At 67.5% G+C, this 22,792-nt stretch carries 19 protein-coding genes; 5 read left to right on the forward strand and 14 right to left on the reverse strand.

The genetic code is table 11. From position 1 onward, the window contains the following. Nucleotides 1-53 precede the first annotated feature (53 nt). Nucleotides 54-1,148: an MraY family glycosyltransferase gene (locus tag AC3A6M_RS02610; RefSeq protein WP_487851172.1), complete on the reverse strand. Its 1,095-nt coding sequence runs from the start codon at nt 1,146-1,148 to the stop codon at nt 54-56. A gap of 282 nt (nt 1,149-1,430) precedes the next feature. On the opposite strand from AC3A6M_RS02610, the gene AC3A6M_RS02615 reads away from it, so the two are divergent. Beyond that, a complete protein-coding gene (locus AC3A6M_RS02615; RefSeq protein WP_487851224.1) occupies nt 1,431-2,282 on the forward strand; it encodes a symmetrical bis(5'-nucleosyl)-tetraphosphatase in 852 nt (283 codons plus the stop codon). 23 nt (nt 2,283-2,305) lie between these two features. Here the strand turns inward: AC3A6M_RS02615 and AC3A6M_RS02620 are convergent, their stop codons facing one another. From AC3A6M_RS02620 to AC3A6M_RS02645, 6 genes are read right to left on the reverse strand one after another with little or no spacing between them, the layout of a single operon-like run. Next, nucleotides 2,306-3,064 (reverse strand): lysophospholipid acyltransferase family protein, encoded by a 759-nt coding sequence (locus AC3A6M_RS02620; protein ID WP_487851173.1) that lies wholly within the window; start codon nt 3,062-3,064, stop codon nt 2,306-2,308. A gap of 10 nt (nt 3,065-3,074) precedes the next feature. Beyond that, nucleotides 3,075-4,355, reverse strand: coding sequence for a dihydroorotase (locus AC3A6M_RS02625; protein WP_487851225.1), 1,281 nt, complete (start codon nt 4,353-4,355; stop codon nt 3,075-3,077). Next, on the reverse strand, nt 4,355-5,320 hold the full coding sequence (locus AC3A6M_RS02630) for an aspartate carbamoyltransferase catalytic subunit (protein ID WP_487851174.1): 966 nt from the start codon (nt 5,318-5,320) through the stop codon (nt 4,355-4,357). The genes AC3A6M_RS02625 and AC3A6M_RS02630 overlap by 1 nt, the downstream gene beginning before the upstream one ends. Continuing rightward, nucleotides 5,313-5,837, reverse strand: coding sequence for a bifunctional pyr operon transcriptional regulator/uracil phosphoribosyltransferase PyrR (pyrR, locus tag AC3A6M_RS02635; protein WP_487851175.1), 525 nt, complete (start codon nt 5,835-5,837; stop codon nt 5,313-5,315). The genes AC3A6M_RS02630 and pyrR overlap by 8 nt, the downstream gene beginning before the upstream one ends. After that, nucleotides 5,824-6,216 (reverse strand): Holliday junction resolvase RuvX, encoded by a 393-nt coding sequence (gene ruvX / locus AC3A6M_RS02640; protein ID WP_487851176.1) that lies wholly within the window; start codon nt 6,214-6,216, stop codon nt 5,824-5,826. The genes pyrR and ruvX overlap by 14 nt, the downstream gene beginning before the upstream one ends. Before the next feature lie 20 nt (nt 6,217-6,236). Next, the gene (locus AC3A6M_RS02645; RefSeq protein ID WP_487851177.1) at nt 6,237-6,893 is read right to left on the reverse strand and encodes a YqgE/AlgH family protein; all 657 of its coding nucleotides are present in this window, start codon (nt 6,891-6,893) and stop codon (nt 6,237-6,239) included. A gap of 178 nt (nt 6,894-7,071) precedes the next feature. On the opposite strand from AC3A6M_RS02645, the gene AC3A6M_RS02650 reads away from it, so the two are divergent. Continuing rightward, on the forward strand, nt 7,072-8,511 hold the full coding sequence (locus AC3A6M_RS02650; protein WP_487851178.1) for a cryptochrome/photolyase family protein: 1,440 nt from the start codon (nt 7,072-7,074) through the stop codon (nt 8,509-8,511). On the opposite strand, the gene AC3A6M_RS02655 is transcribed toward AC3A6M_RS02650, so the two are convergent. The 6 genes from AC3A6M_RS02655 to AC3A6M_RS02680 all read right to left on the reverse strand — a co-directional run bounded on the left by AC3A6M_RS02655 (nt 8,508) and on the right by AC3A6M_RS02680 (nt 18,029). Next, nucleotides 8,508-13,979, reverse strand: a complete 5,472-nt coding sequence (locus AC3A6M_RS02655) for an Hpt domain-containing protein (RefSeq protein WP_487851179.1) — start codon at nt 13,977-13,979, stop codon at nt 8,508-8,510. The genes AC3A6M_RS02650 and AC3A6M_RS02655 overlap by 4 nt on opposite strands. 9 nt (nt 13,980-13,988) lie before the next feature. After that, a complete protein-coding gene (locus AC3A6M_RS02660; RefSeq protein WP_487851180.1) occupies nt 13,989-16,349 on the reverse strand; it encodes a methyl-accepting chemotaxis protein in 2,361 nt (786 codons plus the stop codon). Nucleotides 16,350-16,386: 37 nt separating this feature from the next. Next, nucleotides 16,387-16,923, reverse strand: coding sequence for a chemotaxis protein CheW (locus tag AC3A6M_RS02665; protein WP_487851181.1), 537 nt, complete (start codon nt 16,921-16,923; stop codon nt 16,387-16,389). Between the two features lies 1 nt (nt 16,924). Beyond that, nucleotides 16,925-17,293, reverse strand: a complete 369-nt coding sequence (locus AC3A6M_RS02670; protein ID WP_487851182.1) for a response regulator — start codon at nt 17,291-17,293, stop codon at nt 16,925-16,927. Between the two features lie 17 nt (nt 17,294-17,310). Beyond that, on the reverse strand, nt 17,311-17,700 hold the full coding sequence (locus AC3A6M_RS02675) for a response regulator (protein ID WP_487851183.1): 390 nt from the start codon (nt 17,698-17,700) through the stop codon (nt 17,311-17,313). A 176-nt stretch (nt 17,701-17,876) separates the two neighbouring features. Beyond that, on the reverse strand, nt 17,877-18,029 hold the full coding sequence (locus tag AC3A6M_RS02680; protein ID WP_477369748.1) for a rubredoxin: 153 nt from the start codon (nt 18,027-18,029) through the stop codon (nt 17,877-17,879). 234 nt (nt 18,030-18,263) lie between these two features. Here AC3A6M_RS02680 and thiD point away from each other — a divergent pair, with 234 nt between their 5' ends. The 3 genes from thiD (at nt 18,264) to AC3A6M_RS02695 (ending at nt 21,806) form a co-directional block, all read left to right on the forward strand. Further along, nucleotides 18,264-19,082, forward strand: a complete 819-nt coding sequence (gene thiD, locus AC3A6M_RS02685; RefSeq protein ID WP_487851184.1) for a bifunctional hydroxymethylpyrimidine kinase/phosphomethylpyrimidine kinase — start codon at nt 18,264-18,266, stop codon at nt 19,080-19,082. After that, the gene (hemL, locus tag AC3A6M_RS02690) at nt 19,075-20,367 is read left to right on the forward strand and encodes a glutamate-1-semialdehyde 2,1-aminomutase (protein WP_487851185.1); all 1,293 of its coding nucleotides are present in this window, start codon (nt 19,075-19,077) and stop codon (nt 20,365-20,367) included. Before thiD ends, hemL begins: the two co-directional genes overlap by 8 nt. Before the next feature lie 164 nt (nt 20,368-20,531). Continuing rightward, nucleotides 20,532-21,806 carry an NRAMP family divalent metal transporter gene (locus AC3A6M_RS02695; RefSeq protein WP_487851186.1) on the forward strand — a complete coding sequence of 425 codons (1,275 nt, stop codon included), beginning with the start codon at nt 20,532-20,534 and terminating at the stop codon, nt 21,804-21,806. A 12-nt stretch (nt 21,807-21,818) separates the two neighbouring features. Here the strand turns inward: AC3A6M_RS02695 and corA are convergent, their stop codons facing one another. Next, nucleotides 21,819-22,784, reverse strand: coding sequence for a magnesium/cobalt transporter CorA (gene corA / locus AC3A6M_RS02700; RefSeq protein WP_487851187.1), 966 nt, complete (start codon nt 22,782-22,784; stop codon nt 21,819-21,821). Nucleotides 22,785-22,792: the final 8 nt, after the last annotated feature.

Here is a 22,792-nt window from a genome sequence, read left to right on the forward strand (position 1 = left end):
ATTTTATCGAAATCTCACCAATTGTCGCAATATACACCATCTGCAATAATCCGTTAGTCCTTTTTGTGCAAAATCAGCCAGCGCGGGGACTTGAATCGAACAATACGCGCGTACAACCAGACGTAACTGATAATGAACAACAAACAGAAGAAAATCAGGGGTCCCGTATATCGCCAGAACACGGTTGCCGGAATCACTGCGGTGAGAGAAAACAGCCACAGGTAGGGCGAAGTGCGCGCATTCCGTTTCATCAGCGCGCGCGCCTCCTTGCGGCCTACCGTCCATTGCACGATGCGCCGGAAAATCAGGCTATGCAGGTGAATACCATCGGGCATAGCCGGAGATTTTCCGCGCACAAACATGCGCCGATAAGCAGAAAACAGGGTTTCGAAAGCCGGATAAATCAACAGTAATGCGGGATACCAGGTCGATACGGCGGGATTGCGCATCACCAGCAGCAGAGCCAGTTCGCCGAGCATGAAACCGATGAAGTAAGCGCCGCCGTCGCCGAGGAAAATCAGCCCGACCGGGTAATTCCAGATGAGGAAGCCGGCGGTCGCGCCGGCCACGGTCAGCGCCGACACCAGCACGAACATGTCGCCAACCTGCCAGGCGACATAGGCCAGCGATACCAGCATGAAAATCGTGACCACGCTGGCCAGTCCATTGAAACCATCGATGATATTCACCGCATTCGCGATCCCGGCCACCGCCAGCACCGTCAACGGCAGCACGATCCACGGCGACAGCAGGTTCCAGCTCATGAACGGCATATCCAGCCGCGCGATTTTCGCGCCCAGCACCAGATATCCGAGCAGGGCCGCAACCATGGTTAATACCAGGCGCCGCGACGGCCGCACTTTGCCCGTATAGTCTTCGAGGATTCCGCCGACAAAGGCGATCGACGAGCACACCAGCAGCGCCAGCAGCCAATAACCGAGGGACGGCTCGCGCCATACCGAAATTCCCGCGCTGATGGCGACCGCCAGGAAAATCGGCAGCCCGCCGATCCGCGCCACGTCGTGCAAATGCACCTTCTGAACACCGCCGAAATTGTTGTCGAGCGCAGGTCCGTGCAATTTCGAATGCTTGATGACCAGCAGGGTCAGCAATGCAGAGGAGACAAAGCTCACAAGGAATGAAAACATTTATTATTCTTCAGACGCAATAGCCGACGAGGCGATCCGTATGCAAGCCGGCGATATATGCACCGGCAGCCGATTATTTCATGCACGCTGCGGCAAAATGCCATTGTACTGGATTAACGACCTGCCCCGGAACCCAGGAGTTTACGCGCGCATGACTTGTTACGATTGACGAAGATCGGCATTTTCCCCGGCCTGGCCCCGCAGCGTGTCGGCTTTTACATTTAGAAATGAACAAGCGGGCCCCTGCATGAATTCGTCCAAATACATTAGTATCGCCATATGATGAAAACCTATGTGATTGGCGACCTGCAGGGGTGCGCCCATGAAGCCGGCCTGCTGCTGGAACGTATTGCCGCCGATGCGCAGGCGATGAAGGACGCGCGCATCCTGTTCGTCGGCGACCTGATCAACCGCGGACCGGAATCGCTGGCCGCGCTGCGGCGCATGAAGGCGCTGTCCGAAAGCAGCGGCGGGCATGTCGAAGCCCTGCTCGGCAACCACGACCTGCATTTGCTGGCGGTGGCGGCCGGTGTCCAGAAGGCGAGCCGTTCGGACACCCTGGACGAGATCCTGGAAGCCCCCGACTGCGAGGAACTGATCGCCTGGCTGCGCCGGCGTCCGCTGGCGATGTTCGTCGACGCCCACCTGCTGGTGCACGCCGGCGTGCCGCCGCAGTGGAGCGCCGAACAGACCATGCAGCTGGCGGCCGAGGTCGAGGCGGTGCTGCGCGGCGACGGCTGGGTCGAGTTCCTGGCCCAAATGTACGGCAACGAGCCGGACCGCTGGGACGACTCCCTGACCGGCATCGAGCGCCTGCGCTGCATCGTCAACGCCCTCACCCGCATGCGCCTGTGCTGGCCGGACGGGCGCATGGACTTCATGCACAAGGAAAGCGACAAGGGTCCCGAGGGGTCGAGCCTGCTGCCCTGGTTCGATGTGCCGGGCCGCCGCACCGCCGGCGTCACCGTGGTGTTCGGACACTGGTCGGCCATGGGCCTGGTGCTGCGTCCCAACCTGGTGGGCCTGGACAGCGGCTGCGTGTGGGGCGGCAAGCTGACTGCGGTGTGCCTGGACGACCGGACGCTGCTGCAGGTCGACTGTCCGGAATATCGTCCGCACAGCGGTAAAAAATAGCCGTCGTCAGCTTCCGAACGTCGTTACTGCGCCGGATCGCGCACAGCCACGCCAAGCGCCCCGGCAATCGCATCATGCGCCGCCCGCGCCAGCTCGCGCCGGTGCGCACCATGCGTATCGATCGGCGCCAGGCAAGCCAGGCGGGCGATCACGCGCTCGCCGCCGAGGATGCGGAAGATGCTGTCCACGAAGGTGGTCTCGCCGGTGTAGTCGACCGCCGGGTGCCAGCCGCCCGCGCCGTCGACATAGGACAGGGCATACGGCTGCACCGGGACCTTCGCGTCGATCGCCGCCTCGAACAGGTTGGCGTGGAAAGGCAGCAGGCTGCCCTGGGTGGCCGTGGTCCCCTCCGGAAAGAAGGCCACGCGCTGGCGCTGGGCCAGGGCATCCACCAGACCCTTGAAGATGTGGCGCAGGTCGCGCCGGTTGCCGCGCGCGATGAACACGGTGCCGGCCTGCGCGACCAGCCAGCCGAGCACCGGCCAGGCGCGGATCTCGGCCTTGGCCACGAAGCGGCAAGGATGCAGGGCATTGATGACGAAGATGTCGAGCCAGGAGATATGGTTCGACACGATCAGCGCGTGCTGCAGCGGCGCGTGGCCGGCGCCGGCATCGCGCGCGACCTCGACCCGGCAGATCCGCAGCAGGCGCGCCGACCAGCGCCGCACCAGGCGCTCGCGCAGGGCGGCGCCGGCCCACGGAAAGACCAGCGCGCAGGTCGCCAGGCCCTGCAGCAGGTGGAGGACGAGGCGCGCGAGGCGCCCCGCAAGCCGGATATTCACTGCCGGGAGCTCAACGCTCCCAGGCCAGGTGGCCGGCGACGATGGTCGCCTTCACCTGTCCGGACAGCTCGTAGCCGAGGAACGGCGTGTGCTTGCCCTGGCTGGCCAGCGCGGCCGGGACGACCTGCCAGCGCGCCTGCGGATCGAACACGACCACGTCGGCATTCGCGCCGACCGACAGGGTGCCCGCCGGCAGGCCCGCCATGCGCGCCGGATCGGCCGTGATCTTGCGGATCGCCTGCGCCAGCGCATCGCTGCCGCGCTGGTCTTCGGCCCACTTCAGCATCAGCGACAGCAGCAGCTCCAGGCCGGTGGCGCCGGGCGAGGCTTCGGCGAAAGGCAGCAGCTTTTCGTCGTCGTCGACCGGGGTGTGGTCCGAACACACGGCGTCGATGGTGCCGTCGAGCAGCGCGGCGCGGATCGCTTCGCGGTCGCGCTGGCTGCGCAGCGGCGGCGTCAGGCGCGCGTTCGGGTCGAAGAAGCCGATGTCGGCATCGGTCATGTGCAGGTGATGCACGCCGACGTCGCAGGTGACCGGCAGGCCTTCCTGCTTCGCTGAACGGATCAGCTCCAGCGCGGCGGCCGAGGAAATGCGGCACAGGTGCACGCGCGCGCCCGACGCGCGCATCAGCTCGAAGATGGTGTGCAGGGCGATGGTCTCGGACATCACCGGCACGCCCGACAGGCCCAGGCGCGAAGCCAGCGGACCGGCATGGGCGACGCCGCCGAAACCGATGTAGGGGTCCTGCGGCCGCAGCCAGACGGTGTAGCCGAAGGTCTTCGCATACTGCAGGGCGCGCAGCAGCACGGTGGTGTCCGTGATCGGCGCTTCGGCCTGGGCGAAGCCGATGCAGCCGGCCTCGGTCAGCTCGGCCATTTCGGTCAGGGCCTGGCCCTTCAGGCCGACGGTGAGCGCGCCGAGCGGATGCACATTGGCCTGGTTCAGGATGCGGGCGCGGTGCTTGAGCATCTCGACCAGGCCCGGCTCGTCGAGCACCGGGTCGGTATCCGGCGGGCACACCAGGGTCGTCACGCCGCCCTGCACCGCCGCCTGCATCTCCGATTCCAGCGTGGCCTTGTATTCGTAGCCCGGCTCGCGCAGGCGCGCCGAGAGGTCGACCAGGCCCGGCGCCACCACCAGGCCGGCAGCGTCGATGGTGCGCCCGGCGCTGAAGCCGGCCGGCGCGCTGCCCACGGCGGCGATCTTGCCGTCGGCGATGTACAGGTCCTGCACGGCGTCGATGCCGTTTGCCGGGTCGATCACCCGGCCGTTCTTGATATGCAAATTCATCATGCGTGCGTCCCTGCCAGAATGCTCATCACCGCCATCCGCGTGGCGATGCCGAAGGTAACCTGCGGCAGGATCACCGCCTGCGCGCCGTCCGCCACCTTTGAATCGATCTCGACGCCGCGGTTGATCGGGCCCGGGTGCATCACGATCGCGTCCGGCCTGGCCAGCGCCAGCCGTTCCGGCGTCAGGCCGTAGCTCTTGAAGTACTCGCCGGCCGAGGGCAGCAGCGCGCCCGACATGCGTTCGTTCTGCAGGCGCAGCATGATGATCACGTCGACGTCCTTCAGGCCCTCGTCCATGCTGGTGAACACGCGCACGCCCATCTGTTCCAGGCCGCCCGGCAGCAGGGTGTGCGGGCCGATCGCGCGCACTTCGGGCACGCCCAGCGTGGTCAGCGCGTGGATGTCCGAACGCGCCACGCGGCTGTGCAGGATGTCGCCGACGATCGCCACCCGAAGGTTGGTGAAGTCCTTTTTATAGTGACGGATGGTGTACATGTCGAGCAGGCCCTGGGTCGGGTGCGCATGGCGCCCGTCGCCGGCGTTCACCACGTGCACGTGGTTCTGCTTCGTGTCGTTCAGGTGCTTGGCGATCAGGTAGGGCGCGCCCGACTGCGAATGGCGCACCACGAACATGTCGGCGTGCATGGCCGCCAGGTTGTCGATCGTGTCGAGCAGGGACTCGCCCTTCGAGGTCGAGGACGCCGCGATGTTCAGGTTGATCACGTCGGCCGACAGGCGCTTCGAGGCGATCTCGAAGGTGGTGCGGGTGCGCGTCGAGTTCTCGAAGAACAGGTTGAACACGCTCTTGCCGCGCATGAGCGGCACCTTCTTCACTTCGCGGTCCGAGATGCTCACGAAGCTCGAGGCGGTGTCGAGGATGTGGTTGATGATGGACTTGGGCAGGCCTTCGATGGTGAGAAGGTGCTGCAGCTCGCCATTCTTGTTGAGTTGCGGGTTATGCATTGTCGTCTTCGATCGTGAGCGAGAGTTGGCCAGCGTCGTCGCGGCTCAGGGAAAGCGATTGTCCCGGCTGGAGGTCGGCATGGGCGCCGGCAAAATCGGCGGCGACCGGCAGTTCGCGGCCGTCGCGCTCTAGCAGCGCCGCCAGCATGATGCGCTCAGGGCGGCCGTAGTCGAACAGCACGTTGATCGCCGCGCGCACCGTGCGGCCCGTGTACAGCACGTCGTCGACCAGCAGGATGGTGGCGCCGTCGGCGTTGAAGTCGATGCGGGTCGGCTTCACGTCCGGGTGCAGGCCCTTCTTCGCGTAGTCGTCGCGGTAGAAGGAAACGTCGATGAAGCCCAGGCGGCCTTGCAGGCCGAGGTCGGCGGCGAGCCGCTCGGCCAGCCAGGCGCCGCCCGAGTGGATGCCGACGATGGCGGCATCGGGCACGCCGGCAAGCCCGGTGCGGACCTGCTCGAGCAGGGTGCGGTACAAGGCCTCGGCGTCGTAAACCGCGTGGTCATTAGGAGTTGGCATGGTCGTCAAAGTATTGTTGCAAAATGATGGCGGCGGCCTTGGCGTCGATGACCTCGCCGCGCCTGGCGGGGATCACGGCGGACGAGTAGCGCTCGTCGACCAGCTCGACGGGGAGGTTGAAGCGGCCGGTCAACTGGTTGGCGAAGCGGCGCGCGCGCAGGGTCATCTCGTGCTCGGCGCCGTCCGGGTGGCGCGGCTCGCCGACCACCAGGCGCGCCGGGCGCCATTGTTCGATGAGCTCACCGATGACCTTGAAGCGGGTCGCGTTGTCGATGGCCTTGATGACGGAAAGCGGCTGTGCCTGCCCGGTCAGCGTGTTGCCCATCGCGATGCCGATGCGCTTCACGCCGAAATCGAATCCGAAAATGATCTCTACCATTACCTATTCAAAAAGGCCTTTCAGGCATGGCCGGCTTCGGTGGCTAGCATCAGCGGATCGATCCCCAGCAGCTTGATGGCGGCGTTATAGCGCTCCTCGATCGGCAGGTCGAACAGCACACGGGCGTCGGCGCCCACGGTGAGCCAGCCGTTGCGGGCGATTTCCTCTTCCAGCTGGCCAGGGCTCCAGCCGGCATAGCCGATCGAGACCAGCATGCGCTGCGGGCCGGTGCCGTTGGCGACGGCTTCCAGCACGTCGATCGAGGTGGTGAAGGCGACATCGTCGGTGACGCTGAGCGAGGACGAGTAACGGCCGCCCGGGGAATGCAGCACGAAGCCGCGGTCGTCCTGCACCGGGCCGCCGAACATGATGGGTTCGTCGACCACGCTGGGACGCAGGCTGTCGGTCACCTTCAGGTCGATGCGGTCGAACAGCACGTCCATGGTCATGTCGGTCGGCTTGTTGATGACGACGCCGAGGACACCCTTGTCGTTGTGTTCGCAGATATACACGACCGTACCGCCGAAGATGGGATCATTCATCGACGGCATGGCGATCAGGAAATGGTTGGCCAGGTTCAGCTGGGACTGGACCGGGCTTGGCTGCATCAGGCTCGCGGGCGTCTCGTGGGGCATCCCGGGCATGGTTAGAGGCTTGCCGACCTTACTTTTCTTCATACTCATACTCTCTGTTGGCTCACTCTCTCTGACCGCCGGTGGACCAAACGATAAGCTTGGGCTTTTCGCTAGTTTACACCGTTTTCCTTACGCGGCCATGAAGGCACGCTGTCGGGAGGCCTGGTCGAAGAATGGTAGACAGTAAAATTCTTGGTTACATTGACTCCGCACACAAAAGATGACGTTAAGAAATTCCTTGGTCTGGTTCCGGCGCGATTTGCGGATCGACGACCACGCTGCATTGCACCATGCGCTGCGCTCGTCCGGCCGGGTCGCCTGTGTGTTCGTGTTCGACACCGACATCCTGGCCGGCCTGCCGCGCGACGACCGCCGCGTCCAGTTCATCCATGCCAGCCTGGTGGAACTCGACGCCCGTCTGCGTGCATGGGGAGCTTACCTGATCGTGCGCCATGGGCGCGCCGCAGACGAGATCGTGCGCCTGGCGGCCGAACTGGAGGCGGAATCGGTGTTCGCCAACCACGACTATGAACCCGGCGCCATCGCGCGCGACCGCGAGGTCCAGCAGCGCCTGCGCGAGGCCGGCCGCAGCCTGCAGACCTTCAAGGACCAGGTGATCTTCGAACGGGACGAGGTGCTGACCCAGGCCGGCGGGCCCTTCTCCGTGTTCACGCCCTACAAGAACGCGTGGCTGAAACGCCTCGCCGCGCACCCGGAAGCCCTGGAAGCGTTCGAGACCGCGCCCTGGGCCGGCGCGCTGGCGCCCGCAGCTGAGGAGCATGCCCTGCCGACGCTGGAAGCGCTCGGCTTCGTTCCGCATCCGGATCCCATCGTCCCGGCCGGCATGACGGGCGCCCGGCAGATGCTGGAAGCCTTCCTGGAGCGCATCGACGGCTACCATGCGGAACGCGACTTTCCGGCCCTCGACAGCACCTCGCGGCTGTCGGTGCATCTGCGCTTCGGCACGCTGTCGATCCGCAGCCTGGTGCGCCTGCTGGTCGGGCGCAGCGGCGACGGCGCCCGCACCTGGCTGTCGGAACTGATCTGGCGCGAGTTCTACATGATGATCCTGCAGCGCCACCCGCGCGTGGCGACGCACGCCTTCAAGGCGGCGTTCGACAGGGTGTGCTGGGAAGAAGGCGCCAGTGCGGACCAGGCGTTCGCGGCCTGGTGCGAGGGCCGGACCGGCTATCCGCTGGTGGACGCGGCGATGGCGCAACTGAACCGCACCGGCTTCATGCACAACCGCCTGCGCATGGTGACGGCCAGCTTCCTGACCAAGGACCTGGGCATCTCATGGCTGCGCGGCGAGCGTTATTTCGCGCAGCGGCTGAACGACTACGAGCTGTCGTCCAACAACGGCGGCTGGCAGTGGGCGGCCTCGACCGGCTGCGACGCCCAGCCCTGGTTCCGCATCTTCAATCCGGTCACGCAGTCGAAACGATTCGATCCGGACGGCGCCTTCATCCGCCGCTGGCTGCCGGCGCTGGCCGGGCTCGAAGGCGCGGCGATCCATGCGCCCTGGCTGGCGAAACCGGCCGTGCTGGAGCGCGCCGGGCTGGTGCTGGGGCGCGACTACCCGCTCCCCATCGTCGACCACGAGCAGGCGCGCGAGCGCACGCTGGCGCGCTTCGGCGTGCTGAAGAGCGACCCGGGCTAGGCCAGCAGCCCTTCGATCGCCGCCAGCAGCACGTCTTCCTGGAACGGCTTGCCGAAGTAGGCGTCCACGCCCAGGCCGAGCGCATAGTTGCGGTGCTTGTCCGCCGTGCGCGAGGTGATCATGATGATCGGGATGCCGCGGGTGGCCTCGTTGCCGCGCACGTTGCGGGTCAGGTCGAAGCCGTCCATGCGCGGCATCTCGATATCGACCAGCATCAGGTCCGGACGCGTTTCCGGCGCCTGGATCTGCTCGAGCGCCTCGACGCCGTCCTTGGCCAGCAGCACGCGGTAGCCTTCGCGCTCCAGCAGGCGCTGGGTCACGCGGCGCACGGTCAGCGAATCGTCGACCACCATGACGGTGGCGCGGTGCGCCGGCTGGGCCGGCGTCTCCGGCTGCGCGTGCGCAAACGCCTGGCCATGGTCGGGCAGCAGCAGCGGGTTCAGGATCAGCACGATCTCGCCCGAGCCCAGCACGGTGGCGCCGGCGATGCCCGGCATGCGCGCCAGCTGGGGGCCGACGTTCTTGACCACGACCTCGCGGTTGCCCAGCACCTCGTCGACCTGCAGCGCCAGCCGGCCGGCGCCGCTGCCCAGCACCAGCACCGGCGCGGAACGCTGGACCGAGGCGCCGCCCGGCTCGTTGAGCAGTTCGGGCAGGTAGCGCAGCGGCACGGTCTCGCCCTGCAGCTGGATGGCGCCGGCCGCGTGCGCGCCGGCCAGCTCGGCCTCGCGCACCTGCGCCACCAGCCCGACCAGGTTGGCCGGCAGCGCATAGGTTTTGGGACCGCTGGCCACCAGCACCACCTGGTTCACGGCCAGGGTCAGCGGCAGGTGGATGGTGAAGGCGGCGCCCTTGCCCGGCTCGCTGGCCACCTCGACGCGCCCGCCCAGCGCGCGCGCCTCGGAGCGCACCACGTCCATGCCGACTCCGCGGCCGGCCAGTTCGGTCAGCGCATCCGCGGTCGAGAAGCCCGGTTCGAAGATCAGCTCCGCGACGTCGTGGTCGGAGGCCTGTTCGGCGGCATCCAGCAGGCCGGCCGACTCGCCCTTGGCGCGGATGCGCGCCAGGTCCAGGCCGGCGCCGTCGTCGGCGAAGCGGATCTGCACTTCGTTGCCCTGCTGGCCGACCTGCACCAGCAGCTCGCCGGTCTCCGCCTTGCCGGCGTCGAGGCGGCGTGCGCGCGTTTCGATGCCGTGCACGATGGCGTTGCGCAGCAGGTGTTCGAACGGCGCCGCCATGCGTTCCAGCACGCTGCGGTCGATCTCGACCGCGCCGCCGCGGATATCCAGGTTGACCCGCTTGTCGGTCTCCTTCGCGGTCTGGCGCGCGACCCGGAACAGGCGCTCGGACAAACTCGCAAAAGGCACCATCCGCACCCGCATCAGGTCGCGCTGCAGCTCGCGCGTCAGGCGCGACTGCGCGCCCAGCTCGTCGACGGCGGCTTCCACCGTGCGGCTCAGGCCTTCGTGGAAGGACCCGACGTCGTTCACGCTCTCGGCCATCATGCGGGTCAGTTCCTGCAGGCGCGTGAAGCGGTCGAATTCGAGCGGGTCGAACTCGCGCTCGCCGGCGATCGACAGGCTGGATGCGATCTGCGACTCGGCCTGCATCTCGACCTCGCGCAGCTGGCGGCGCAGGCGCCCCAGGTTGTCGGAAAAGTCGGCCAGCGCCGACTTCAGCGAGCCGACCTGGTTTTCCAGCTTCGAGCGCGTGATCGACACTTCGCCGGCCTGGTTGACCAGGCGGTCGAGGATGTCGGCGCGTACCCGCACCAGCGGCGCGCGCATGTCCTGCTGGCGCCGGTCCTGCCGCGGCGCCTCGGCCGGCGCTGGCGCTGCCGCGGCCGGCGCGGTTGCGGTCCGGCCGTCCGGCTGCTGCAGCTGCTCGAACAGCAGCAGCGCCTGGTCATAGTTGGCCAGCAGTTCGTCGAAGGCCGCCGGGCTGGTGGTGCCGGCGTGCAGCATGTTCTCGATCTGGGTTTCCAGCGCATGCGTGTGCTGGCCCAGGCGCATCGCGCCGGCCATGCGGGCGCTGCCCTTCACCGTATGCAGGGCGCGCAGCAGCCCGTGCGCGACGGCGTTCGCGGCCGGGTCCTGCTGCCATTGGCGCAAGTCCTTGCCAATCTGCGGCAGCAGGTCGGCCGCTTCTTCCATGAAGACCGGCAGCAGGTCCGGGTCCAGCTCGTCGGTGAAGACCGGCTCGGCGGCCAGCACCGGTTCCGGCGCAATCTCGGCCTCGAGACCGGCGTCGGGGAATTCCTCGCGTTCCGCGGCGGCCGATTCCTCGGCGATGACGGGTCTGGGTTCGGCTTCCAGCGCCGGCGCCGGCTCAGGCGCCGCTTCCGGCGCCGCGGCCTGCTCCAGGCTCGGCGCCGCGAACGGGTCGTCGAAATAGGTGTCGAACAGGTCGTCGACGGCGGCCACGGCCGGGTCGACCGGCTGCGGCCCGGCCATCCGCAGGCCGGGCGCGGGCAGCTCGCCTGCCTGTCCGGACTCCAGCCCCGGCGGCAGCGAAGCGGCCGGCAGCGGCGGGTCGGCCAGGATGCTGTCGTAGGTGGCGGCGAACAGCGCGTCCAGGCGCTGCGCCAGCTCTTCGTCGGCGCCGTCGAACACGCTGTCGGCCTTCTTGCGGCCCAGTTCGTCGCGCAGCGCGTGCAGGCGCGCCAGCAGTTCCGGCTGCTCCGGGGCCAGCTCGCCCAGCGAGAACACCTGGCGCATGATGCGCACGCGCTCCACGGTCTCGTCGAGCAGCTGCTGCTGGTCCTCGCTCAGCGGCGGAATCGCTACCTGCAGCGCTTCCTCCAGCGCGAAGGCGATCTCGCGCAGCGCATGGAAGCCGACCGTGGCCGAGGTGCCGCCCAGCGTATGCGCGGCCTTCAGGGCTTGCGCCGTCACCGCGCGCAGCGGTTCCTCGCGCCACCCGGCGAAGTCACGCGCCAGCGCGGCCACCAGTTCCTCGGTCTCGCCCAGGTAGATGTTATACAGCGGCAGCGGGATCTCGAGCCCGCCGATGCGCTTGATGTTCTCTTCGGCCAGCGGGAAGGCGACCACGTTGGGCGGCAGCGCTGCCTCGGCGGGCGCATCGGCAGCGCCCGGGGCGGCCGTATCGGCATCGGCATCGGCTGCCGTTCCGGCATCGACGGGTTCCGGCGGCGCCACAGGTTCAGCTTGCGGCGCGGCTTCCGGTTCGGCTTCGACGGCGGGCGCGGCGGCGGCCGGTTCGTCGCCCTCGATCGTGAACGCCCCGCCCTCCTGCACCCGCGCCGCGGCGGCGGCCAGCGCGTCGCCGGTGCGCGCCGGGCTGCGGCCCGCGGCCAGCTCGGCCACCCAGGCCGACAGGTCGGCATGCGCGCGGTCCAGCAGCGCCAGCAGCTCGGGCGTGGCGGCGCGCGCCTCGGCCAGCCACTGGTTCATCGCCTTTTCGATGGCGGCGGCGGCGTGCGCGAACTGTTCCAGGCCGACCATGCGGCCGCTGCCTTTCAGCGTGTGGAAGGAACGGCGCAGGCGGGTCAGGGTTTCCTGGCTGTCCGGATTGGCGTGCGCGGCCGGCAGCGTGTCGGCCACCACCGCCAGCACTTCCTGGGCTTCGGCAATGAAGATTTCCAGCAGCTCGGCTTCGATCGCCGACTCGTCGCCGGCTGCCGGCGCGGCGGCAGGCGCCTCGGCCTGGGGCTGCGGCGCGTCCGCCACCGGCGGCGTGTCCTGCTCCAGCGGCGCATCGAACGGCAGCTCGCGGAACAGGCGCGCGCCGGCGTCGAAGCGGAAGCGCCGGCGCGCGGTCTCGGGGTTCTGCGCCAGCGCGTCGATGAAGAAGCCGAGCGCGCCGATGTTCCGGGCCAGGTTTTCCAGCGCCGGGGCGCGGGCACTGTCGTCCACTGCGCCGGCAGCCAGTTCGCGCACGCGTTCGCGCACGTACGCGCAGGCGCGCGTGGCCTGGTCCTGGTCGAGGATGGCGAGCGCGCCCTGCAGCTGGTGCAGCAGCGGATCGGCCTGTTCCAGCGCAGCCTTGCCCGCTTCGGCATGCGCCGGGTTCTCGTGGTATTCCTCGATCAGCTTCTCGACCTGGCGCAGGCCGGTGCGGATCTCGCCCGCCAGCACGGCCACGGTCTGGCCCTGCTGCAGCTCGCGCGCCAGCTCGCCCTGCCAGAGCGGGGCCTCGGGCGGGGTCTCGCCGCGGGCCAGTGCCAGCAGGCGCTGGCCCACGGCTTCGGCTTGCTGGCCGAAATCCTCGGGCAGCTGGCGCACCTGGTCGAGTCCATGCTCGACGAACAGCATCGCCGCCGCCATCTCCATGCTGAACCGGTCGCTGCGTCCGGCGGCCACGGCATGGCGCGCGGCCTCGCCCAGTTCGCGCAGCAGCCGCGCCAGCTGGGGCGCACCCAGCTTTTCGCTGGCGCCGGCCAGCCTGGCCAGCGAGGCATCGAAGCCGGCTTCCTGTTCCGGCGCTCCCTGGCTGGCGATGCGGTCCCAGCCTTCCTTGGTCCTGGCCAGCGCTTCCTTCGCGTCCTTCAGCGCTTCGCGGTCGATGCGGCCGTAACGGCGCTCCAGGTAGTCGCGCGGCACCTGGCCTTCGAGACCGTAGGCGTCGCGCAGCAAACGCGCATCGGCGGGCAGCGCCCCGGGGTTCGCCTGGCCGGCCTGGGCGACGAAGAACAGGGCGTCGCGCAGCATCGTGTCGGGCAGGCTGGTGTGGCCCTGGACCAGGCGCCGCAGCTGCAGGTTGATCTGGCCAAGCAGCTGCTTGAGATAGATGTCGCCGGCCAGCAGGTCCTGCGCGGCCAGGTCGGCGACGGTCTGCATCGCCAGCCAGAAAGCGTGGGAACGAGCGTCGCGCTGGGCGCGCGCGATCGGCGCCAGGGCCTCGCGCAGTTCGCCGGCGGCCTCCAGGCTGCCGCTCTTCAGGAACGGCAGCAGCGCCTTCTCGAAGCGCGCGCGGCAGGCCGCCAGGTCGGGCGCCTCGTCGTCGGCGGGCGGCAGCGGCGGGGCCGCGGTTGGATCCAGCGCCAGCATCTCGCCCGGATGCACGCGTTCCGCGCCCAGCAATTCCTGCAGCGCGCGGTAGTAAGGGAACAGGCGCACCGGCTGCTGCCGGCTCTGGCCGCCCAGCAGCTCTTCCAGGTATTCGACCAGCGCCTGGTAGGCCTCGGCCACCACCGCCGCGTTCTCGCTGCTGACCGCCAGCGAGCCGTCCTTGAAGCGGTCGAGCGCTTTCTCGGCGGCGCCGGTGAGGCGGTCCACGCCCTCGACGTCGACCATCTGCAGCGCGCCATGGGCCTGGTGCAGGTGGGTCTTGGCGTGCAACAGCAGGGTCGGCTGGGCCTCCAGGCTGCGTCCCGCCGCGTCCTGCAAGGCCTTGGCCGAACGCTCGAGGGCGTCGCGGATCTCGCCGATCACCCAGGACAGGGGACCGGTGTCGAACGGGGCCGAGGACGTCGGCAGGACCGAGGGCAAGGACGAGGAATGGTTCATGAAGTGATCTTATGCGGCGGAGACGCGGAAACGCGACACCGAGTTTTTCAGCTCCTGCGCGAGCATGGCCAGTTCGCGGATCGACTGCGCGGTCTGCTGCGTACCTTCCTGCGCCTGACCGGTGATCGCCAGGATGTGCTGCATATTGTGCGCCACCCCGTTCGCGGACGTCGCCTGCAAGCCGGTCGCGGTCGAAATACCCTGGATCAGCTCGGCCAGGCGGTTCGACACGCGCGAGATGTCGGCCAGCGCGGCGCCGGCGGCGTCCGACAGGCGCGCGCCCTCGACCACGCCCTGGGTCGACTTCTCCATTGCCGCGACGGCGTCATGGGTATCGGTCTGGATGGTGCGCACCAGCGCGCCGATCTGCTTGGCCGCTTCGCCCGAGCGTTCCGCCAGGCGCTGCACTTCCTCGGCCACGACCGAGAAGCCGCGTCCCGCCTCGCCGGCGGAAGCGGCCTGGATCGCCGCGTTCAGCGCCAGCACGTTGGTCTGTTCGGTAATGTCGGAGATCAGCTCGGTGATCTCGCCGATCTCCTGCGAGGATTCGCCCAGGCGCTTGATGCGCTTCGAAGTTTCCTGGATCTGCTCGCGGATCTCGCCCATGCCCTTGATCGCGTTCTGCACCGCAGTCGCGCCCTGCTCCGCCGCCGCCACCGACTGGCGCGCCACCTCGGCCGATTCGTTCGCCGACTGCGACACGCCGGTGATCTCGCCGGCCATGCGCAGCATGATGGACGAGGTGTCCTGGATCTCGCGGGCCTGCTGCCCGGCCGCACCCAGCAGGTCGCTCGAGATCTTCTGCGCCTGGTTCGACGCCTGCGTCACCTTGCCGGCGGTGTCGATCACGCGCACCACCAGGCCGCGCAGTTCCTCGACCGTGTAGTTGACCGAGTCGGCGATCGCGCCGGTGATGTCCTCGGACACGGTGGCGTAGACGGTCAGGTCGCCGTCCGCCACTTCCTGCAGTTCGTTCATCAGGCGCAGGATCGCCGCCTGGTTCTGGTCGTTGGTGGCTTTCGCTTCCTCTTCCTTGGCCTGGGCCAGCAGGCGCATCGCTTCCGCTTCCTGGCGGCGCGCATCGGCGCCGCGGGTGCGGTTGCGCGAGTCCTGCAGCATCACGCGCGAGATGCTGCCGGCCATGGCCAGGGTGAAGATCGAGGCCGCCACCATCAGCCAGAACCACGGACCCGTGCTGCCTTCGCCGGCGCGGAAGTCGCCCTGCAGCGCGGACAACTGCGCGCGCAGCTCTTCGTTGTCGCGGAAGATGACCTGCTCGGCGGCCTTGGCGGCGGTCATGTCGGACAGGTTGTTCAGGAACGACGCCACGATCTTCTGGCAAATGTCGAACTTGGACTGGACTTCCTGCAGCTTTTCGCGCAGGTAGTCCTCGCGCATCGGGACCAGGCCCAGCATCGCGTTCCCGTTCAGCAGGCCGTCGACGGTGACGCGGAAGGCGGTGGTGTCGCGCCCCATCTGGAATGCGGTTTCCGGGCTGATGCCGCCCGAGGTCAGGAATTCGCTGGCGCCGCGCGACAGGCGCTGGGTCAGCATCATCAGGCGGCCGAGCGCCGCCAGTTCGCGCGCGCTGCCGCCGTGCGCCGTGCGCTCGGCCAGGATCTCGTCGATCCGCGCCAGCATCTCCGGCGACAGGATGTCGAGCTGCTTCAGGCTCTTGTCGAAGCCGACCAGCTCGGGCTTCATCTTCAGGATGCTGGCCGCGGCGGCGTCCGAGACCTTCCACCGGGCGCTGACCTTGCCCAGCCGGCGCGCGGTGTCGCTGGAGGCGGACGGGATCTCGTAGCCGTTGAAGGTGCCGCCCTTGGCCAGCAGGTCGAGGTCGCGGCTCAGGGCCAGGCGGCTGTCCTGCAGCTGCGAGAAGGCGTCGGGATTGCCCTGCATCGCGTTCGGCGCCGCCTTGCCGACGCGCTGCGAGTGCATCAGGGCGTCGCTGGCGATCTGGGTCTGGCTGGATGCCACCGCGCCGCTGCCGGCGTTGCGCCACAGCGAGAAGATGGTGACGAGGATGCCGACCGCGAACGCCACCAGCAGGATGCGCAGCTGGCGCGGCAGCGACAGGTGGCCGATCAGGGGCAGGCGCAGGTCTTCGTCGGCGATTGCCGCGGAAGCGGCGGCAGCGGCGGCGCGCTGCTTGCGGCCGGCCAGGTTCCCCAGCCGCAGCGCGGCGTCGTTGGCAGAGCCGGCCGGCGCCCCGGACGTCGGCGCGGGTTCCGCCGACACCGCGGCCGCGCCGCCCGCATCGGGCATCATGCCGATGCCGAACTGGGTGTCGGGCGAGGCCAGCACGGTGACGCCGTCGTCCTTGTCCTTGGGGAGAAAATTCATCGAGAGTTTAGATGCGAATCCCATTCCAGCTCCGGTTCTGAACCTGTTGTCGTTATGTGTGTCAGGCGGCCTGCAGGCCGACTTGCAGGAAGCGTTCGTCCTGGGCCAGCGCCGCCAGCGCCAGCGGGGTCCAGGCATGGCCGTCGGCGTCGACCAGGCGGCCCTCCTGCTGGGTCATGTCGGCCGCCTGGCGCAGGCCGTGCACGCGCGCGGCCAGGAAGCCGCACGGCAGGCCGAGGGCCGGCGCGAACGTCACCAGCCGCGCCGCCGGGCCGCTTGGCGCGCCTTCATGGCCGCGCTGCGCATTGGGCTGTGTACCGAAAAAGCGCGCCAGGTCGACCACGCCAACCAGGCTGCCGCGGATGTTCGCCAGCCCCAGGTACCAGGGCTGGGTCAGCGGCACGCTGGTGAGCGGCGGCACCGCAACGATTTCGCCGGCCTCGATCAGGTCGAGCAGGTAGCGTTCGCCGCCGATCTCGACGCCCAGCTGGTGCGTGCGCTGGCCGCTGCCGGTGCGCGCGGCCTGCATGCGCTCGAGCAGCTCTTCCTGGTATTGCCGCAGGCGGTTGCGGCGGCCGGCGGGATCGAGGGTGGCCATGTCAGGCGCCGAGCGTGGCGATCCTGGCCAGCAGCGCGGTCGGATCGACCGGCTTGACGAAATAATCCTTCGCGCCCTGGCGCATGCCCCAGATCCGGTCGGTTTCCTGGTTCTTGCTGCTGCAGATGATGATCGGCACCGAGGACAGCTCGGGGTCGCGCGTGATCGAGCGCGTGATCTGGAAGCCGTTCGCGCCCGGCATCACGACGTCCATCAGGATCAGCTCGGGACGGTCGGCGCGGATCCTGGCCAGCGCCTCCTCGCCGTTCTCGGCGGTGGTCACGGTGAAGCCGTTGCGGACCAGGATATCGGTCAGGTAGTAGCGTTCGGTCGGGGAATCGTCGACGATCAGGATCTTTTGTATGGCCACGATGGGTTCCGGATGGTTCATGCCGCCAGCGCCGTGTGGTCACGCACGGCCGCCAGCAGGCTGTCTTTGGAAAACGGTTTGGTGAGGTAGGCGATCGAGCCGACCATCGCGCCGCGCGCGCGGTCGAACAGGCCGTCCTTCGAGGACAGCATCACCACCGGGGTCGCATGGAATTTCGCGCTCTTCTTGATCAGGGCGCAGGTCTGGTAGCCGTCCAGGCGCGGCATCAGGATGTCGCAGAACACCAGCGCCGGCTGGTGGTCGTTGATCTTGGCCAGGGCATCGAAGCCGTCCTCCGCCAGCACCACCTGGTGCCCGGCCTGGGTCAGGAAGATTTCGGCGGAGCGGCGGATCGTGCTGCTATCGTCGATCACCATGATCTTCAGGCCTGTCGGTAGCGTCGTCATATTAGTTTCACTTCAGCATGAACACGCACGATAGCATAGGGCGTTGGGCTTGTGCGCGAAGTGTTGCTATACGTCAACTAGGCGAAAACCAGGACGATAATCTATTACCAAGAAGCTTGGCAAGAAGGCATCGCCGGGACGGCAAATGCCCTTGTTTCGCTGGCTAAAACGACAATTCAGATCGCGGTCATTTCGAAATCGTCCTTGCGCGCACCGCATTCCGGGCAAGTCCAGTTCATCGGCACGTCGGCCCAGCGGGTGCCAGGAGCGATTCCGTCTTCCGGGCTGCCCGCGGCTTCATCGTAGACCCAACCACAAATCAAGCACATCCAGGTCTGGTACACCTGCGTTTCATTACTCACGTCGAAATCCTTTTAAATTCAGTTCAGTGTTGCGGTATCGGGGGCGTCCAGAACCGTAGCGAGCGGAAGCCGGCGCGTTCGAGAAGCGCAGCCGTACTTACGGCACGGCGAGCATCGCAAGACGTGCCGCGATGCGCAGTAGGTTCTGGCCGCACCCATCATCAAGTAAAATGGGAGGTGGAGTATCTTAATCTAACGCCTGTGCAAAACCAACCGTCTCCCCTCATCCTCACCTTCGGACCAGCCGATCCGGTCGGCGCGATGGGCATCCAGTCCGACGTGGCGGTGTTCGCCATGCACGGCTGCCATGGCCTGTCGGTGGTGACCGGGCTGCTGGTGGCCGATTCGGCGCGCGTCGAGGACACCCATCCGGTCGAGTCCAGCAGCGTGGTCGAACAGGCCCGCATGCTGCTCGAGGACATGCCGATTGCGGCGATCAAGGTCGGCACCATGACCAGCCTCGAACAGGTCGCGGCGATCGCGGAGATCGTTTCCGACTATGCCCAGGTGCCGCTGATCCTCGACCCGTTCACCTCTGGCCTGCCGGACTTCGGCGTGCGCGACGACGACCTGCTGACCCTGATCCACCAGCTGCTGGTGCCGCAGGCCCACGTGCTGATGATGTCGCAGCCCGAGCTGGCGCGCTTCGCCGACTGCTGGCGCGACCCGGGCAGCATCGCCACCGTGTCCGAAGACGCCGCGGAGCTGACCGCTTCCGGCTGCGCCCGGGTACTGGTCACCGGCATCGGCGGCGGCGACGGCGTCCGCGCCGACAACCTGTACGACGCCGACGGCCTGGCCGTCAGCCTGTCCTGGACCCAGCACCTGCCCGGACCTTTCGTCGGCGCCGGCAACACGCTGTCGGGCGCGCTGGCGGCGCGCCTGGCGCAGGGCATGGAGCCGATCGAAGCCCTGACCTATGCCCAGGACTACACGTTCGGCGCCCTGCAGCACGCCTGCCGCTTCGGCATGGGCAGGCTCATTCCCAACAAACTGTACAAGAAGAACAACCATGACTGACCATACCTCGCAAAACGACATCCTGTTCGCGCGCGCCCAGCAGACCACCCCGGGCGGCGTGAACTCGCCGGTGCGCGCCTTCCGCTCGGTCGGCGGCACCCCGCGCTTCATCACCCGCGCCGAGGGCCCGTACTTCTGGGACGCGGACGGCAAGCGCTACATCGACTACATCGGCTCCTGGGGCCCGGCCATCGTCGGCCACGCCCACCCGAAGGTGGTGAAGGCGGTGCAGGACGCGGCCGCGCGCGGACTGTCGTTCGGCGCCCCGACCATCGGTGAGATCGAGATCGCCGAAGAGCTGTGCCGCCTGGTGCCGTCGATCGAGCAGGTGCGCCTGGTCTCCTCCGGCACCGAAGCGACCATGAGCGCGCTGCGCCTGGCGCGCGGCGCCACCGGCCGCGACAAGATCGTCAAGTTCGAAGGCTGCTACCACGGCCACGCCGACTCGCTGCTGGTGAAAGCCGGTTCCGGCCTGCTCACCTTCGGCAACCCGACCTCGGCCGGCGTGCCGGAAGATTTCGTCAAGCACACCCTGGTCCTCGACTACAACAACATCCCGCAGCTGGAAGACGCCTTCGAATCGATGGGCGACACCATCGCCTGCGTGATCGTGGAAGCGGTGGCCGGCAACATGAACCTGATCCGCGCCACGCCGGAATTCCTGCGCCGCATGCGCGAGCTGTGCACGCAGTACGGCGCGATCCTGATCTTCGACGAAGTGATGTCGGGCTTCCGCGTCGGCCTCGGCGGCGCCCAGGCCCTGTACGGCATCACCCCGGACCTGACCGCGCTGGGCAAGGTGATCGGCGGCGGCATGCCGGTGGCGGCCTTCGGCGGACGCGCCGACCTGATGCACAACATGGCGCCGATCGGCCCGGTCTACCAGGCCGGCACCCTGTCCGGCAACCCGGTGGCGGTGGCCGCCGGCATGACCACCCTGAAGCTGGTGCAGGAACCGGGCTTCTACGAACATCTCTCGGCCCAGGCCACCAGGCTGGTCGACGGCCTGAGCGCGGCGGCGAAGGAAGCCGGCGTGGCGTTCTGCGCCGATGCGGTCGGCGGCATGTTCGGCATGTACTTCTCGCACCACATCCCGTCCAGCTACGGCCAGATGATGGCCGGCGACAAGGAGCGCTTCAACCGCTTCTTCCACGGCATGCTGGACGAAGGCGTGTACTTCGCGCCGGCGATGTTCGAGGCCGGTTTCGTCTCCGCGGCCCACGACGATGCCGTGATCGATGAGACCGTGGCGGCAGCGCGACGCGTGTTCAAGAGCATCGCTTAAGCCAAGCTTATTTTTTCTTAATGTTCCAGGGCGGAGACTCATTTTGGGTTTCCGCCGTGATACACTCCGCGCCGACCATGAACAGTCCCTCTAAAAACTTACCCCATCCGGCGCGCTGACCCCTGATCGTTGGCCGCGCCCGTTTTCATTTGCGCAGGCCAGATATGAAGAAGCTCTACCGCCGTCTCACCGACAACGCCACCCTCAAGTCCCTGGGCCCCGGCCTCATCACCGGCGCGGCGGACGACGACCCATCCGGCATCGCCACCTACTCCCAGGCCGGCGCGCAATTCGGTTTCAATACCCTGTGGACCCTGGTCCTGACCTATCCCTTCATGGTCGGCATCCAGCTGGTATCGGCGCGCATCGGCCGCGTCACCGGGCGCGGCCTGGCCGCCAACATCCGCCGCGCCTACTCGCCCTGGCTGCTGTACGTCGTGGTGCTGCTGCTGCTGGTGGCGAACGTGATCAACATCGCCGCCGACATCGCCGCCATGGGCGCCGCCCTGCGCCTGGTGACCGGGGTCGGCTCGCCGCACCTGTATTCGCTCGGTTTTGGCCTGCTGTGCCTGTCGCTGCAGGTCTTCCTGCCCTACAGCACCTACGTGCGCTACCTGAAATGGCTGACGCTCGGCCTGCTCGCCTACGTCGCCACCGCCTTCGCCGTGAACATGCCCTGGACCGAGGTGCTGGCGCGCACCGTGTGGCCGCACTTCAGCTTCACCAAGGAGTCGGTGGCCCTGATCGTCGCCGTGTTCGGCACCACGATCAGCCCCTACCTGTTCTTCTGGCAGGCCTCGCAGGAAGTGGAAGAGATCCGCAACGACCAGAACACGCGCGCGCTGCGCACCCGCCCGAAGGATGCCAAGGCCCAGCTCAAGCGCATCAAGGCCGACACGCTGATCGGCATGGGCTTCTCGAACCTGGTCGCCTTCTTCATCATCCTGACCACCGCGGTGACCCTGGGCGCGCACGGCATCACCGACATCCAGTCCTCTGAACAGGCGGCCGAGGCGCTGCGCCCGGTGGCCGGCGAGTTCGCCTTCGTGCTGTTCGCGCTGGGCATCATCGGCACCGGCATGCTGGCGGTGCCGGTGCTGGCCGGTTCGGCCGCCTATGCCGTCACCGAGAGCTTCCGCTGGCGCAACGGCCTGGACCTGAAAGTGGTGGAAGCGCGCGAGTTCTACGGCATCATCGCCCTGGCGACGCTGGGCGGCGTGCTGCTGAACTTCGCGCCGATCGCGCCGATCGAGGCCCTGATGCTGTCGGCCCAGATCAACGGCGTGATCGCGGTGCCGATCATGACCGTCATGATGATGTTGGCGCATAACCGCAAGATCATGGGCCAGTACACGCTGACCACCCGCCATACCGTGATCGGCTGGTTCGGCGTGGCGATCATGCTGGTGGCGGTGGTGGCGATGTTCGCGACCCTGTGATCCGCCCTCTATTTACTTCAGCCACCCGCGGTGGCGGAAGTACAGGAAGGGCGCGATCGCGCTGACGAGCATCAGGCCCAGCGACCAGCCATAGCCGAACGACCATTCCAGCTCCGGCAGGAACTTGAAGTTCATGCCGTAGATGCTGGCGATCAGGGTCGGCGGCAGGAAGGCCACCGAGGCGACCGAGAAGATCTTGATGATCTTGTTCTGGTTGATGTTGATGAAGCCGACGGTGGCGTCCATCAGGAAGTTGATCTTGTCGAACAGGAACGAGGTGTGGCCGTCCAGCGACTCGATGTCGCGCAGGATCTGGCGCGCTTCCTCGAACTGTTCCGAATTGAGCAGTCGCCCGCGCATCAGGAAGCTGACCGCGCGCCGGGTGTCCATCATGTTGCGGCGGATCCGGCCGTTCAAGTCTTCCTCGTGCGCAATCGCATTCAGCGCGGCGGCCGCGTCCTGGTCGGTGAATTCCTTCTGCAGCACGCGCTGGCTGACCGCTTCCAGGCTCTCGTAGATGCCTTCCAGCGCGTCCGCCGAGTATTCGGCGTCGGTCGCGTACAGGTCGAGCAGCACGTCCATGTAATCCTCGATCGAGCCTGGACGCGAGCGCGCGCGCAGGCGCACCAGGCGGAACACCGGCAGGTCGTCGTTGTGGACCGAGAACAGGATCTTTTTCGCCAGGATGAACGCCACGGTGACGATGCGCGACGGCCCCTCTTCCTCTTCGAGCAGGAAGTCGGTGCGTAGGTGCAGGTCGCCGTTTTCCGCCTCGTAGTAGCGGGCCGAGGCCTCGATGTCGGACACTTCGTCCTCGCCCGGCAGGATGACGTCGTACATCGCCTTGACGAGGGCGCGCTCTTCGTCGGTCGGATCGGTCAGGTCGACCCAGACCGGCGTCACTTTCTCCAGATCGCCGCGCGAAGCGACAGCTACCTGGTTCAGTCGGCCATTTTGTAGGACAAATACATTGATCATGCGCTGCT

The sequence above is a fragment of the Telluria sp. Soil_C_11 genome, assembly GCF_057657395.1.

What these genes read in the sequence shown, in the direction of transcription:
- AC3A6M_RS02610 (WP_487851172.1), bottom strand. Translation starts at nt 1,148, where the DNA reads ATGTTTTCATTCCTTGTGAGCTTTGTCTCCTCTGCATTGCTGACCCTG.
- AC3A6M_RS02615 (WP_487851224.1), top strand. Translation starts at nt 1,431, where the DNA reads ATGAAAACCTATGTGATTGGCGACCTGCAGGGGTGCGCCCATGAAGCC.
- AC3A6M_RS02625 (WP_487851225.1), bottom strand. Translation starts at nt 4,355, where the DNA reads ATGAATTTGCATATCAAGAACGGCCGGGTGATCGACCCGGCAAACGGC.
- AC3A6M_RS02630 (WP_487851174.1), bottom strand. Translation starts at nt 5,320, where the DNA reads ATGCATAACCCGCAACTCAACAAGAATGGCGAGCTGCAGCACCTTCTC.
- pyrR (WP_487851175.1), bottom strand. Translation starts at nt 5,837, where the DNA reads ATGCCAACTCCTAATGACCACGCGGTTTACGACGCCGAGGCCTTGTAC.
- ruvX (WP_487851176.1), bottom strand. Translation starts at nt 6,216, where the DNA reads ATGGTAGAGATCATTTTCGGATTCGATTTCGGCGTGAAGCGCATCGGC.
- AC3A6M_RS02645 (WP_487851177.1), bottom strand. Translation starts at nt 6,893, where the DNA reads ATGAAGAAAAGTAAGGTCGGCAAGCCTCTAACCATGCCCGGGATGCCC.
- AC3A6M_RS02650 (WP_487851178.1), top strand. Translation starts at nt 7,072, where the DNA reads ATGACGTTAAGAAATTCCTTGGTCTGGTTCCGGCGCGATTTGCGGATC.
- AC3A6M_RS02655 (WP_487851179.1), bottom strand. Translation starts at nt 13,979, where the DNA reads ATGAACCATTCCTCGTCCTTGCCCTCGGTCCTGCCGACGTCCTCGGCC.
- AC3A6M_RS02660 (WP_487851180.1), bottom strand. Translation starts at nt 16,349, where the DNA reads ATGGGATTCGCATCTAAACTCTCGATGAATTTTCTCCCCAAGGACAAG.
- AC3A6M_RS02665 (WP_487851181.1), bottom strand. Translation starts at nt 16,923, where the DNA reads ATGGCCACCCTCGATCCCGCCGGCCGCCGCAACCGCCTGCGGCAATAC.
- AC3A6M_RS02675 (WP_487851183.1), bottom strand. Translation starts at nt 17,700, where the DNA reads ATGACGACGCTACCGACAGGCCTGAAGATCATGGTGATCGACGATAGC.
- AC3A6M_RS02680 (WP_477369748.1), bottom strand. Translation starts at nt 18,029, where the DNA reads ATGTGCTTGATTTGTGGTTGGGTCTACGATGAAGCCGCGGGCAGCCCG.
- hemL (WP_487851185.1), top strand. Translation starts at nt 19,075, where the DNA reads ATGACTGACCATACCTCGCAAAACGACATCCTGTTCGCGCGCGCCCAG.
- AC3A6M_RS02695 (WP_487851186.1), top strand. Translation starts at nt 20,532, where the DNA reads ATGAAGAAGCTCTACCGCCGTCTCACCGACAACGCCACCCTCAAGTCC.
- corA (WP_487851187.1), bottom strand. Translation starts at nt 22,784, where the DNA reads ATGATCAATGTATTTGTCCTACAAAATGGCCGACTGAACCAGGTAGCT.